General features: G+C 72.2%; 12 protein-coding genes. 4 read left to right on the top strand and 8 right to left on the bottom strand.

All coding sequences use genetic code 11. The features are described from left to right. Positions 1-75 precede the first annotated feature (75 nt). From ACLF5H_RS06835 to ACLF5H_RS06825, 3 genes are all read right to left on the bottom strand, one after another. A complete protein-coding gene (locus tag ACLF5H_RS06835) occupies positions 76-2,232 on the bottom strand; it encodes an MMPL family transporter (protein ID WP_421675153.1) in 2,157 nt (718 codons plus the stop codon). Positions 2,233-2,415: 183 nt separating this feature from the next. After that, complete coding sequence (locus ACLF5H_RS06830; protein WP_421675152.1) at positions 2,416-3,255, bottom strand: class I SAM-dependent methyltransferase; 840 nt, start codon at positions 3,253-3,255, stop codon at positions 2,416-2,418. A 90-nt stretch (positions 3,256-3,345) separates the two neighbouring features. After that, entirely contained in the window at positions 3,346-4,011 is a 666-nt protein-coding gene (locus ACLF5H_RS06825) for a ScbR family autoregulator-binding transcription factor (protein ID WP_421675151.1), read from the bottom strand. Between the two features lie 226 nt (positions 4,012-4,237). On the opposite strand from ACLF5H_RS06825, the gene ACLF5H_RS06820 reads away from it, so the two are divergent. After that, positions 4,238-5,131: a TIGR01777 family oxidoreductase gene (locus ACLF5H_RS06820; protein ID WP_421675150.1), complete on the top strand. Its 894-nt coding sequence runs from the start codon at positions 4,238-4,240 to the stop codon at positions 5,129-5,131. A 79-nt stretch (positions 5,132-5,210) separates the two neighbouring features. Here ACLF5H_RS06820 and ACLF5H_RS06815 read toward each other — a convergent pair whose 3' ends face one another. Next, positions 5,211-5,714: a lamin tail domain-containing protein gene (locus ACLF5H_RS06815; protein WP_421675149.1), complete on the bottom strand. Its 504-nt coding sequence runs from the start codon at positions 5,712-5,714 to the stop codon at positions 5,211-5,213. Between the two features lie 233 nt (positions 5,715-5,947). Between ACLF5H_RS06815 and ACLF5H_RS06810 the strand changes: the two genes are divergently transcribed. Beyond that, positions 5,948-6,817, top strand: coding sequence for a class II glutamine amidotransferase (locus ACLF5H_RS06810; protein WP_421675148.1), 870 nt, complete (start codon positions 5,948-5,950; stop codon positions 6,815-6,817). 39 nt (positions 6,818-6,856) lie between these two features. Here the strand turns inward: ACLF5H_RS06810 and ACLF5H_RS06805 are convergent, their stop codons facing one another. From ACLF5H_RS06805 to ACLF5H_RS06790, 4 genes are all read right to left on the bottom strand, one after another. Next, positions 6,857-8,590 (bottom strand): LCP family protein, encoded by a 1,734-nt coding sequence (locus tag ACLF5H_RS06805; RefSeq protein WP_421675147.1) that lies wholly within the window; start codon positions 8,588-8,590, stop codon positions 6,857-6,859. A gap of 302 nt (positions 8,591-8,892) precedes the next feature. Continuing rightward, positions 8,893-9,255, bottom strand: a complete 363-nt coding sequence (locus ACLF5H_RS06800) for an ArsR/SmtB family transcription factor (RefSeq protein WP_421675146.1) — start codon at positions 9,253-9,255, stop codon at positions 8,893-8,895. A gap of 130 nt (positions 9,256-9,385) precedes the next feature. Then, on the bottom strand, positions 9,386-10,594 hold the full coding sequence (locus ACLF5H_RS06795; protein ID WP_421675145.1) for a TerD family protein: 1,209 nt from the start codon (positions 10,592-10,594) through the stop codon (positions 9,386-9,388). Positions 10,595-10,695: 101 nt separating this feature from the next. Further along, on the bottom strand, positions 10,696-11,280 hold the full coding sequence (locus tag ACLF5H_RS06790; RefSeq protein ID WP_421675144.1) for a TerD family protein: 585 nt from the start codon (positions 11,278-11,280) through the stop codon (positions 10,696-10,698). A gap of 161 nt (positions 11,281-11,441) precedes the next feature. On the opposite strand from ACLF5H_RS06790, the gene ACLF5H_RS06785 reads away from it, so the two are divergent. Both ACLF5H_RS06785 and ACLF5H_RS06780 read left to right on the top strand, forming a co-directional pair. Then, positions 11,442-11,819, top strand: coding sequence for a BlaI/MecI/CopY family transcriptional regulator (locus ACLF5H_RS06785; RefSeq protein ID WP_421675143.1), 378 nt, complete (start codon positions 11,442-11,444; stop codon positions 11,817-11,819). A 6-nt stretch (positions 11,820-11,825) separates the two neighbouring features. Then, positions 11,826-12,755: a M56 family metallopeptidase gene (locus ACLF5H_RS06780; protein ID WP_421675142.1), complete on the top strand. Its 930-nt coding sequence runs from the start codon at positions 11,826-11,828 to the stop codon at positions 12,753-12,755. Positions 12,756-12,761 lie beyond the last annotated feature (6 nt).

The following is a 12,761-nucleotide window of genomic DNA, read 5'->3' as shown; positions in this document are numbered from 1 at the left end:
CGGAGGCCCGCCGAAGGCAACGGGGCCACACCGGGGCCCATGCCCTGGTGTGCCCCCGCGGAGCGGTGCCCGGTGTCAGCGGCCGTGGCCCGCCGGGTCACGGTCGTCCAGGGGCCGCGCGGGGACGGTGCCGGGGGTCTCCGCCGCCCGGTCGCCGTGGCCCGGCCACCAGGCCGCGTGACCGATGAGCGCGGTGAGGCTCGGCGTGAAGAACATCGCCATGACGAACGCGGCGATCGCGATGCCGAAGGAGACCGCGAAGCCCATCTCCGTGAGCAGCGCGTTGCCGGCCAGCATCATCGTGGCGAAGGTCGCCGCCAGGATGAAGCCTGCCGCGGCCACGGTCGGCCCGGCGTGCCGCAGGGCCTGGCCCGCCGCCTCGCGCGGATCGCGGCCCTCGCGGGCCTCCTCCCGCAGCCGGGCGATCATGAGGATGTTGTAGTCCGTGCCGATGGCGACCACGAAGAGATACATGATCACCGGGAGCATGAACATCAGGCCGGAGTGCCCCTCCCCCTTCTGGAAGATCCACACCGTCGCGCCGAGGGTGGCGCCGAAGCCGAGGCCCACCGAGGCCATCAGGTACCAGGGCGCCACGACGCTGCGCAGCAGCAGGCCGAGGATGACCATGATGAGGAGGGCGGCGACCGGGAACACCGTGCGGTAGTCGTGGTTGACCGCCGTGTCGATGTCCTTGTAGATCGAGGACATGCCGCCGACGAGTGCCTCGGTGCCGGCGGGCGCGTCCGCGTGGGCGGTGTCGCGCACCCGCTGCACGGCGTCGATCGCCTGGTCCGTGGACGCCTCGTACGTGAGGGTGACGGTGAAGTCCGCGGTGGTGCCGTCCTTGTTGAGCTGGCTCATCCGGGCGCTCGCGACACCGTCGACCGTGCCGAGCTTGTGCGCGTACCCGGTGAATCCGCTCTTGTCGAGCGGCTTGCCGTCGGTGCTGGAGAGGTAGACATCGGTGGGCGCGGCGGCGCCCGCGGAGTACGCCTTCTGCATCTGGTCCTGGACGACCATGGACTCCTTGGTCTTGGGCATGGAGCCCGAGGCCAGGTCGAAGGTGGCGTGGTAGCCGAGCGTGCCGGCCGACAGCGCGAGCAGGACCAGGCCGGAGGCGACGGCGGCCAGCGCGGGGCGGCGGCGCACCGCGTTTCCGAGCGCGGCGAACCGGGCGTTCTCCGGCTCCTTCTGCCAGGACTTGGAGGGCCAGAAGACCTTGGGGCCGATCAGGGAGACCACGGCCGGGATCAGGGTGAGGCCCGCGACCAGGGTGGCGGCGACCGCGATGGCGAGCGCGGGGCCCATCTGCTTGAGGAAGCCGAGGGTGGACAGGACCAGCGCGAGGAAGGCGATGATGACCGCGCCGGCCGCCGAGGCGATGGCCTCGCCGACCCGGCCGACCGCGTTGATCATGGCCTCCTTGGACTCGTCACCGGCCCTGAGGCGTTCGCGGTAGCGGAACATCAGGAACAGGAAGTAGTCCGTGCCCACACCGAAGAGCACCACGATCAGGATGGACGAGATCGAGCTGTTGGCCTGGAGCCCGAACAGCTTGGTGGCGTAGGCGATCAGCCCGTTGGCGACGGCCGAGACCAGGCCGATGAGGACCAGCGGCAGGACGGCCAGGATCGGTGCCCGGAAGATGATCAGCAGGGTCACCAGGATGATGACGAAGGTGCCGATGCCGATCAGCGCCTGGCCGCGCTTGGAGGAGTCCTGCTGGTCGAGGGCCTGTGCGGCGGAGCCGCCCAGCCGGACGTCGAGATGGGTGCCCCTGGCCAGTTGCTTGACATCGGCGCGCAACGCCTTGGCCGCGTCGGCCTGTTTGGGCTGGCCGGCGTTCTTGCTGTCCATCTGGACCAGGGTCAGGGAGTACCTGCCGTCCTTCGACGGCGGGCCGGGGACCACCTTCTGTACCTGATCGATCTTCTTCTCGCCCAGTTCGGTGGTGATCCGGGCGATGTCCTTCTGGTCGGCGGCGGTCAGCCGGCCGCCGTCGGTGCGCTGGTAGAGCGCGATCGCGGACGGGGTGAAGGCGCTGGGGAACGCCTTCTGCTGGAGATTCGCGGCTTGGATCGACTCATAGCTCTTGGGCAGAAAACTGCTCTCGTCACTGTTGGAGGGCAGGCCTGGGGCGGTGGCGACGATCGCCACCGCGGCGATCAGCCATGCCACGATCGTCCAGACCGGATGCCGGACGACGGCAGCGCCAATACGTCGGAACATGCGGGAGGGTCCTCCTGTACAGGAAGATCACCGCAGCCCGGGGAGCGGTCCCTGGCATCGGCGACCCCGACCGGCCCAGTCCGACGGGCCGGTCGAATGGTTGTCTTAGGGATCACATCGTAGTGACCGCCAGTATGTTTTTCGCACCGGATATCTCGTGGCCTGTACCGCGTCCCAAGCGGATCAAACCGGTCCGGAATTCCGCCAGATGAAGACCTCGGTACTGGGGGCCCGCTCGGCGAAACGCCCCGCCGGGGAGACCTCCGCGAGCAGCCCGCGCAGGTCCGTCTCGAAGCAGTCCAGGCGGGGGCCGAAGAGGTGCGGGGCGGCGAAGGAGTGCGAGAAGGTCCAGGCGACGACGTCATCGTCGGTGCGCTCCAACACCTCGCCGCCGGGCACGACATGGCGCTCGGGGCCGTGGAATCCCGCCTCCGCCAGGATCCGGGCCTCGTCCCCGGGGGTGCCCTTTGGCAGCAGCCCGCGGCCGGCCCGGCGGACGGGCCCGAGGTACTCCTTGACCAGCGCGGCGATGCGCTCCTGAGGCACGGCGGGGTACGGCGACCCCCCGGCCGTCCGGCGCTCGCCCTTGAGGTCGGCGAGGTGGACCAGCGCGCCGCCGGTCCCGAGCATCGCGCGAACGGTGCGGGCCACCCGGGCGCGGTCGGTCCAGTGGAAGGACTGCGCGAAGACCACGGCGTCGAACAGGCCGAGCCCGGCCGGGAGTTCCTCGGCGCGCAGCCGTGCCCAGCGGATCCGCCGGGCCATCCCCGCGGCGGTGGCCCGGCGTTCGGCCGCGCGGATCATCCCCGGGTCGGGATCGATGCCGACGGCCTCACGGAACAGGGCGGCCAGCGGGACGGTGACGGTGCCCGGACCGCAGCCCACGTCGAGCAGGCGGCCCCGGCCGTCGGCGGACAGCGCCCCGGCGAGCAGGGGCACCAGGCCGGGGGCGTACGGCAGCCTGCCGCGCTCATAGTGCTCGGCCGCTCCGGCGAACAGGGTCTCGTCCCACTCCCAGGTCATGTGACAGCCTTTCCCGAGCGGCTGGTTCGGGTGACGGGGCGCGGACCGAAGAGGCCGGTCGGCCGACGGGCGGCCCGGGGCTGTGACGTTTCAGCTGGAGGCACCGGCGAGCGCGGCCCGCGATCGGCGCCGGGCCTCCTCGATCACCCGGGCACCGCGGTCCGGGGCGGTGTCGAGGCGGACCAGGACGGACGGGGCGGCGATGGCGGGGAGCAGATGGTCGAAGAGCGCCGACATCCGCTCGTCCAGATCGGCCCAGTCGGCGACGGCCTGCGAGACGAACTGCACCCCTATCCAGGCCCCGAGGAAGACCTGCGCGGTCTCCTCCGGCACCACATGCGGCAGCACCTCGTCCCTGGCCCTGGCCTCCGCCAGCAGGGACGCGGTGAGTTCGGCCCAGGCCGGCCAGGCGCTGCCGAAGACGTCCCGCCCCTGGAGGTCGGCCGAGAGCCGGACCGCGGCGAGCAGCAGGGGCTCCCGCGGCAACCGGTCGGCCAGGGTCATCCCCGCGTCCACCCACTCCTGGAGCTTCAGCTCCCGGGGGACGTGGTACTCGGCCGAGATCTGCTCCTCCAGCACACCCCGGGCGAGGGCGGCCTTGGAGTCGAAATGGAAATAGAGCGCGCCCTTGGTGACACCGGCCCGGTTCAGTATCTCGGCGATGGTCGCCGCGGCATAGCCACGCTCGGCGAACACCCCGGCGGCGGCCTCCAGTACAGCCCGTCGGGTCCGCACAGCTCGCTCCTGCTGAGCCATGGACCCTCCTCAAGCTGAACGTTAAACCAATCCGTACCCTACCCCACAGCCCCTCTACCACCGGGTCCGCGCGGGCCGTCGGGGGGCCCGGGACAGCAGGGGCGGGACGGGGGCGCGGGGTTCGAGAACGCGCGCCGGAAAAGCCATGGCGTGCGCCGCGAACCGGGTCCGTCCGGGTTTGAATCCGGGGAGACACCGCACCATCTCGCCACCTCAGGAGGACGCCATGCGCGTCGCGATCACCGGGTCCCACGGGCTCATCGGTTCCGCCCTCGTCCGTTCCCTCGTGGGGGACGGGCATCAGGTCGTCAGGCTCGTCCGGGAGGGCGCGGGCCGCGATCCGGGGGACGGCGGCGAGACGGTGAGCTGGGACCCGGCCGGGGACGGGGTGCGGCTTGAGGGGGTGGACGCGGTGGTCCATCTGGCGGGGGCCGGGGTCGGGGACCGGCGGTGGAGCACGTCGTACAAGCGGGAGATCCGGGAGAGCCGGGTGCGGGGGACCCGGACGATCGCGCGGGCGTGCGCCGGGGCCGAGGTGCCGCCGCGGGTGCTCGTGTCGGCGTCCGCGACCGGGTACTACGGCGACACGGGCGAGCGGATCGTGGACGAGAGCGCGCCGCCCGGGGACGACTTCCTGGCATCCGTCTGCGCCGACTGGGAGGCCGCGGCCGTCCCGGCCCGGGATGCGGGAATCCGCGTGGTGCATCCGCGGACCGGGCTGGTGGTCGCGGGCGAGGGCGGGGCATTCGGGAGGATGATGCCGCTGTTCCGGCTGGGGCTGGGCGGGCGGATCGGGTCCGGGGAGCAGTACTGGCCGTTCGTCTCGCTGACCGACCACATCGCGGCGCTGCGATTCACCTTCGACCACCACGAGTTGTCGGGGCCGGTCAACTTCACGGCCCCCGAGCCCCTGCCGGAGCGCGAGGTCACCCAGGTGATGGCCCGTCTCCTGCACCGCCCGGCCGTCGTCCCCGCCCCCGCCTTCGCGCTCCGCGCCGCGCTCGGGGAGTTCGCGACGACCCTCACCTACAGCACCCGTGCCGTCCCGGCGGCGCTGGCGAAGGCGGGCTTCGCCTTCCGCCACCCCAGTTTCGAACAGGCCCTGGCGTCCGTGCTCTGAACCGCCGTCACACCGACGGGCGGCGCGCCGCTCCGGGAGCCGCGCACCGCCCGCACCGTTCACCTCAGCCGGTCATGGTTCAGTGGCGGCCGCCGCCCTGGCGCGGGTGGCCCGTGGCGCGGTGCTGGTTCCAGGAGACCTGGTCGACGAGGCGCCCGCGGTCGTTGCGCAGCTTGGCGGTGTCCGACTTGTCCCAGACCTGGGAGCGGCGGTCCTGGTACAGGTCGGACCTGGTGTCACGGCCGACGCCGGTGTGGACGCGGACCGTGGCGCGGGCGCCGAGGGAGTAGTGGTGGAAGGTGAAGGAGTGCCCGGCGGCGTCCGACAGGGACCAGCCGTTGAGGTTCACCGCCTTGCGCGACTCGTTGGTGACGGCCACCCACTGCTGGTTCAGCGCGACGTTGGTACGGGCCCCCCGGCCCGTGCTGTCGTACCGCACATTGCTGATGTACACCACGCCGTGCGAGCGGCCCGAGTGGTGGCCGGCGGCCGCGGCGGGCAGCGCCGCGGCGCCGACGACGGCCGCCGCCACGGCGGTGGCGGCGCTCAGCCGACGGACGGTCGTGAGAACAGAAACGGACACAGAGGTCCCCCTTTGTACATGGTGCTGTGCATGGTGCGTAGTGCTGGTGACGGCCGGGTGACCGCACCCCCACACTGTGCAGCGCTTCGGGGGGATTCCGTGGGGAAAACGGGATGCATTGCGCTTCCTTCAGGTTCCCATGACTCTTACCCCTCTTACCGGTATCTTCCTTTTGCCTGGGGTATGAACGGATTGACCTTTTGTTCGGCGGAGCCGTCACCTCGGAGGACCCCGTGTGCCGTCTGTTCGGGCTGACCAGCGCGCCCCGGCGCACCCGTGCCACCTTCTGGCTGCTGGAGGCGCCCGACAGCCTCAGCGCGCAGAGCCACCGCGAGCCGGACGGCACCGGCCTCGGGTACTACGCCGCCGACGGCTCACCCGAGGTGCACAAGGCGCCGATCGCCGCCTATGCGGACCGGGCCTTCGCCGAGGAGGCCCGGGAGGTGGAGTCGGCCACCTTCCTCGCGCACATCCGGTACGCCTCGACGGGCGGCCTGGACCTGCGCAACACACACCCCTTCGAGCAGCGCGGGCGCCTGTTCGCGCACAACGGGGTGATCGAGGGGCTCGACCTGCTCGACCGTCACCTGGGCGAGGACCGCGCCCTGGTGCACGGGGACACCGACTCCGAGCGGTTCTTCGCCCTCGTCACCCGGGAGACCGAGGCGAACGGCGGTGACGTGTCCGCGGGACTCGTGACGGCGGCCCGCTGGGTCGCCGAGAACCTGCCGCTGTTCGCGCTGAACGTCATCCTCGTCACGGCCGACGAACTGTGGGCGCTGCGCTACCCGGACACCCATGAGCTGTACGTCCTGGAGCGGCCCGCGGGCGGCCATCACGGCTCACGTCATCTGGACCACACCGGACGGCACGGGCGGCTGCGGGTGCACTCGGCGGCGCTGGCCGAGCTGTCGTCGGTCGTCGTGGCCAGCGAGCCCCTGGACGAGAGCACGCACTGGCGGCCGCTGGCGTCCGGCGAACTGCTGCGCGTGGACCGCGGCCTCGGTGTCACGTCCCGTATCGCGCTGCCCGAGCCGCCCGCACATCCGCTCACCCTCGCCGATCTGCGCCCCGACGCGGCGGCCTCGCAGCGGCCCTCCTGACGGCACCCGAACTCAGGGGCCCGAGGTCAGGAGCCGAGGTCAGGAGTCTGAGTCCGGCTTGCTCCTGGCCTCCGCGTACGCCTCGGACGGCGTCATGGAGACCCCGTTGAGGGTGACGGTCTTGTACGGGCTGACCTTGGCGCACGTCTTGGCCTGGTCGGCCGTGGAGGCATGGGCGTTGGAGACCGCCGTCTTGGTGTCGGCACTCCCGGCGGAGCCGCCCGGGAACGCGGTGCCGGAGGTCCAGTCGCCGCCGATGACCAGGGTCAGGCCGGTGCCGGTGCCCTGCTTGAGGTGCGAGCCGGACAGTCCGAGCGACTTGGCGACCGTCTGGGCCTCGCCCTTCTGCCCGTCGCCGTAGGTGAGCGTGGTGGTCGCCGACGGGCTCGGCGCGTTGGCCGTGGTGGTGCCGGAGCTGAAGCCCTGGTCGGTGAGCGCGGTGGCGATGGCGGAGGCGCGGCCGGTGACCGCGGTGCCGTTCTCCACCGTCACCGCGATCCGCGCGGCGGGCACACTCGGCGTGGTGGCCTTCTTGGTGGCGGAGGCCGCCGCGCTCTTGCCGCCGGACCCGGTGGTCAGGGACTGGTCCCCGGCGATGGTGGCGAAGAGCGTCTTGGCGCCGGGACCCACCACCACGCGGTTGTCATTGGCCGGGTCGGCCGCCGTCTGCATGGTCGTGAAGGTCATCCGCTTGGTGGGCACCTTGTTCACGTCCGAGGCGAGCCCGATCAGCTTCTTCACCGTGTCGAGGCCGTTGTCCACGGTGAGCGCCTTGGTGGCGGCGTCCGCGAGGTCGTAGACGGCACCGGGGTCGGTGAGGGTGCCCGCGCTCTTGAACTTGCGGATCATCGAACTGAGGAAGATGTGCTGGGAGATCGTACGGCCCAGGTCGCTGCCGTCGCCGAAACCGTGCCGGGAGCGCACGAACTCCAGGGCCGCCACGCCCTTGAGGGTGTGGGAGCCCTTGGACAGCTTCAGGTGCGAGTAGGTGTCGTACACGTTGTCGCTGACGCACACGGGGACGCCGCCGACCGCGTCGGACATCTTGACCACGCCGGAGAAGTCGAGCTTGACGAAGTGGTCGATGGTGATGCCGGTGAGCTGGTGGACGGTCTCCACCTGGCAGGCGGGCCCGTACTGGAGTGCGCTGTTGATCTGGCCGAAGTAGCCCGGGGTGGACTGGCCGTTCTCGGGGTTCTTGCAGCCCGGCACCTGCGTCATGGTGTCGCGCGGGATGCTCATCACGGTGGCGTTGGAGCGGTCGGCGGATATGTGTACGACCATTTCCACGTCCGCGTTGCTGCCGGTCTGCACCCCGGTCTTGGAGCAGCCGCCGCCGAGCTTGCAGTCGGCCGCGTTGGTGCGCCCGTCCGAACCCATCACCAGGATGTTGATCGGGGTGCGGCCGAAGGCGTCGGGCTTCTCGGTGCCGCCCTTGCCGTCGAGGGAGAGGCTGTGGATGTTGCCGTTGAGATGGTCGTAGAACCACCAGCCTGCACCGGCGGTGACCACGATGAGCGCCGACAGCGATATCGCGGCGATCTTCAGCACGCGCCTGGCGCGGGGCACCGGGCGGGCCCTGCCCCTGCGGGCGCGCTTTCCGCCGCGGGAGCGGGCCGCCTCACGGGCCGCGGCCCGGCCGCCCTGGGGGCGGGCCTCGGAGGGTGCCGCCTCGGCACGTGCCGCGTCCGGCTCGGAGGCCCGCTGGCCGGGCACCCGCCGGTCACGGCGGCGCGTGGCCTGGCCGGCCGGGCCGTCCCACGGGTCGCTCATCTCCCACTCCCCTGAACGGTCGGGCCGGGCCGTCGACGCTGCGACCTGGCATGCGCGGTGGTGTGTACGAGGCGGTGACGTGCCGCCCCATCTCGATTGCGTAGTTGCGCAATCTAACAAACAAATGACCCGGACCAGCAGGGATGCACACGAGATTCACAGGTGAGGCATCTCATCGCACCGGCGGGCCCTGGGCGGGTGGTACGGCAGCCGGAGTCTACGCGCCCCGTCTGTGAGCGGAGCGTACAGGCGAGCGCTCTTACCTGGGCCGGGTGCCCGGTGGCCGGGCGGGCCGGTGACGCTCAGCCGCCGATCCCGTGCAGCCGGCGAACGGGGGCGGCGGTGCCCCGGGCGCGGGCGGTCAGCTGGCCGACCATCACACGCACGAGGGTCAGCACGTCCGGATCGTCGATGTAATAGACCTGCCGCCTTCCCTCGCGGCGGGAGCGGACGAGTCCGGCGAGCTTCAGCTTGGCCAGATGCTGGCTGACCGCGGGCAGGGCGCCGCCCACCCGGTCGGCGAGGTGCGTGACATCGCTCTCACCCTGGGACAGGGCCCACATCAGATGGAGCCGGGCGGGGGAGGCGAGCAGGGCAAACGCGGCGGCGGCCGCGGTCAGCACCTCGGCGGGCGGATCGTCGTACCCCCCGGCGTTGTCCGTCACGATCCACTCCCGTCCCCGCCCTCAGCACAGCCGACGCATATGCGCCGACCCAGTGTAGGCGTCCGGCCCCGGCGGCGGTCCGGGGCCGGGACCGGACCGCCGCGGGGACCGAGGCGGGCGTCAGTCGGCGTCAGTCCTCGTAGAAGTTGTTGACGACGTCCGGTTCGTCGTCGTCGAACGCCTCGTTCAGCAGCGCGCCGCCGATGAGTCCGGCCGCACCGGCGCCGATCAGCGCGCCCGTGCCGAACCGGCGGCCGCCGCCGTGCTCTTCGTGGTCGTGGTGGTGGTAGTCGTGCCCGCGGTCGTCGTACGGCTGCCCGTAGCCCTGCTGCGGATAGCCCTGTTGGGGATAGCCCTGGGGGTAGCCCTGCTGCGGGTAGCCCGGTGCCACCGGCTGGGGGTAGCCCTGCTGGGGCGGGGTGTAGAAGGGCGGCACCGTGGTCTGCACCCGCTGGGCGCAGCCGCCGCAGGTCTGGACGGGCCGGGGCACGCCCCACTGCGGGGACCATGTCACGGTCGTCATACCGGGGCCGTGGTTGGGGTCGAAGAAACAGGTCATGGGGGAACTCCCGGTGGGATGCGGGGACACGGCGGACGCGGGGGCGTGCGGCACCGGTACGGGTGCCGACGGCGGGGCGGGAGGCAGGGGGGCGGGAGGCGGCGGGGCGGGAGGCGGGGCCGGAGCCTGGTGGGGCGCCGGTTCCGCTCCGGGCGGCGCCGAGGACTTGTGCGGTGCCGGGGACTTGTGCGGCGCCGGTTCGGGTGCCGCCGCCTCCCCCAGCACCGACACCCCGTAGTCACCCGCGATGCCCGCGAGCCCGGAGGCGTAACCCTGGCCCACCGCGCGGAACTTCCACTCCGCGCCGTGCCGGTACAGCTCGCCGAGGACCAGTGCCGTCTCGTGCGCGAGGGCGCCGCCGGTCACCTCGTAGCGGGCCAGTTCGGTGTCGCCGTCCTGGTCGAGGACGCGAATATGGGCGCGCCGCACCTGTCCGAAGGTGTGGCCGCGGCCCGCCGCGTCGTACAGGGAGACCGGGAAGACGACCTTCTCCACGGCGTCCGGAAGCCGGGTGAGGTCGATCCTGATCCGCTGGTCGTCCCCGCCGACGGGGCGGCCCTGGCCGTCGTGGCGGACCGAACCGTCGGGGCTGCTCGGGTTGTTGAAGAAGACGAAGTGCTCATCGGAGAGCACCCGGCCCGAGGCGTCGCACAACAGCGCGCTGCCGTCCGGCTCGTAGCCGTCCTCGGCCTGCCAGCCCAGCCCGACCGTCACGGCAGTCAGACCGGGGGCCTGTCTGCTCAGCGACACATTGCCGCCCTTGGTCAGGGTCGTGCTCATGCATGTCCTCCAGAGACACCGCGGGAATCCGCGTCCATGATGATCAACGTGTTCCGTCCGTCACCGGTTCCACGCGCGCGCAATGATTTGATCAAGAAGCGTCACAGGTGCGCGGCGATCGCGGGCAGCAGGTCCTGGAAGGTGCGGCCCGAGGCCGGTGCGCCGAGTGCCTGCAACTGCCAGCCGGTGCCGGTGCGATGGAGCTTGGCCATGATCTGCGCCGTGTACGCGCCGCCGCCGCTGAGGGTGTAGCGGGCGAGTTCCGTGCCGGTCCGCTCGTCGACCAGCCGGCAGAAGGCGTCCCGCACCTCGCCGAAGGTCTGCCCGGTGAACGAGTTGACGGTGAACACGATCTGGTCGACATGGCCCGGGACACGCGCCAGGTCCACCAGGATGACCTCGTCGTCGCTCCCGGCGCCCGCGCCGCCGACGAGGTTGTCGCCGAGGTGTCGTACCGAGCCGTCGTCGCTGGCCAGATGGCGGAAGAAGACGACGTCCGCGAGCTGGCCGCCGGCGAACAGCAGCGCGGAGGCGTCCAGGTCGATCTCCCGGGCTCCGGCCAGCTTGGCCAGGAACCCCTTGCGTGGCGCGGCCCGCCAGCCCAGGCCCATCCGCACGGCGTCCAGCGCGCCGCCGTCCGCCTTGTCCAGACTGATCCGCTGACCCTTGCTCAGGTTGACCGACACGGGTCCGCTCCCTTGCTCTCGTCGCCCTCACCGGTTCGCCGGTGCGAATCTACAACACTGTAGAAGAAAGCCGTCGCAGGTCCGCTCTGTACGATGTGACGCTCCTTCGGCACGAGGGGTTGAGGCACCCGGACGGCCGGGCGAGAGAAGGGAGAACGCGGGTGGCGGAGCCGGACGCGCACCGTCGGCGCAGGGCGCAGGGGGCGTTGGAGACACGGGTGCTCGGGGCGCTGCACGAGGCCGGTGCTCCGGTGACCGCGGGCTGGGTGCGCGACCATCTGGCCGCCGGGCTCGCCTATACGACCGTGATGACGGTCCTGGGCCGGCTGCTGGCGAAGAACGCCGTCACCCGCAGGCGTGAGGGCCGCTCCTTCGTCTGGCTGCCGGCCGCGGACGAGGCGGGCCTGGCCGCGCTGAAGATGCGCCGGGTGCTGGACGGCGAGCAGGACCGGCACGCGGTGCTGGCCAGCTTCATCACCGCGCTGCCCGAGGGTGACGAGCGGCTGCTGCGCGAGCTGCTGGAATTCGGCGACGGCTGAGCGCACATGGGAATCTTCGTCTTCCTGCCCCTGGTCCTGCCGCTGACCGCCTGGCCGATCGCCCGGCTGGCCGAACAGCGGCTGCATCCGCGCACCGCGACCGTGCTGCTGACGTCGGTGTCCACCGTGCTGGCGCTGTGCAGCGCGGTGTGCCTGGCCCTGCTGATGGTGGTCGGCACCGCCCAACTGCCCGGCAATCCGCTGCCGGACGGCTGGTCCGACCCGGAGGTGCGGGAGAGCGTGCCCCGGCACGAGATCGCGGGCAAGGCCGCCATCCCCGCGCTGCTGGCGGTCCTCGCCGCGTGCGGCCGCACCCTGGCGCGTCATGTACGGGTACGGCGGCGGGCCCACCGGGCGCTCGCCGGGTTGCCGGGCACCGAGGTGGCCGTGCTGCCGGACCCGGCGCCGTACGCCTACGCGCTGCCGGGCGGGCGGCGGGACCGGATCGTGGTGTCCCGGGGGATGCTCGGGTCGCTGGCCGCGCGGGAGCGCCGCGCGCTGTTCGCGCACGAACGGGCCCATCTCGCCGCCCGGCACCACCGCCATCTGCTGCTGGTCCAACTCGCCGCCTGCGCCAACCCGTTCCTGCTGCCGCTGCGCACGGCGGTGGCGTACACGGCGGAGCGCTGGGCGGACGAGGAGGCCGCGCGGGCCGTGGGCAGCCGCCGGGTGGTGGCCCACGCGATCGGCAGGGCGGCACTGGCCACCACCGGCCCCGCGCCCGCGCCGACGCTGCTCGCCGCGCCGGGGCCGCTCCCCCGCCGGGTCGCCGCCCTGCTCGGCCCCGAACCCGCCGTCCGCGCCTGGCCGTCCCTGTTCACGGCGGCCGGTCTCGCGGTGTGGACCGCGGCGACCGGGGCCGCCCTGTCCGCGATGTTCTCGGCCAACTCCGCGCTCACCCTGGCGTTTCTGCTGCACGCCGCCACACCGCTGTGATGCGCC

Origin of the sequence: Streptomyces sp. LaBMicrA B280 (assembly GCF_049222185.1) — a bacterium.
GTDB lineage: Bacteria > Actinomycetota > Actinomycetes > Streptomycetales > Streptomycetaceae > Streptomyces > Streptomyces murinus.
Note: the sequence above shows the minus strand (reverse complement) of the source record. Positions and strands in the feature narration are given on the sequence as shown.

Bases quoted from the DNA above. Each gene is read 5' to 3' on its own strand.
- ACLF5H_RS06805 (WP_421675147.1), bottom strand. From the start codon at position 8,590: ATGAGCGACCCGTGGGACGGCCCGGCCGGCCAGGCCACGCGCCGCCGT.
- ACLF5H_RS06830 (WP_421675152.1), bottom strand. From the start codon at position 3,255: ATGACCTGGGAGTGGGACGAGACCCTGTTCGCCGGAGCGGCCGAGCAC.
- ACLF5H_RS06795 (WP_421675145.1), bottom strand. From the start codon at position 10,594: ATGAGCACGACCCTGACCAAGGGCGGCAATGTGTCGCTGAGCAGACAG.
- ACLF5H_RS06820 (WP_421675150.1), top strand. From the start codon at position 4,238: ATGCGCGTCGCGATCACCGGGTCCCACGGGCTCATCGGTTCCGCCCTC.
- ACLF5H_RS06835 (WP_421675153.1), bottom strand. From the start codon at position 2,232: ATGTTCCGACGTATTGGCGCTGCCGTCGTCCGGCATCCGGTCTGGACG.
- ACLF5H_RS06780 (WP_421675142.1), top strand. From the start codon at position 11,826: ATGGGAATCTTCGTCTTCCTGCCCCTGGTCCTGCCGCTGACCGCCTGG.
- ACLF5H_RS06825 (WP_421675151.1), bottom strand. From the start codon at position 4,011: ATGGCTCAGCAGGAGCGAGCTGTGCGGACCCGACGGGCTGTACTGGAG.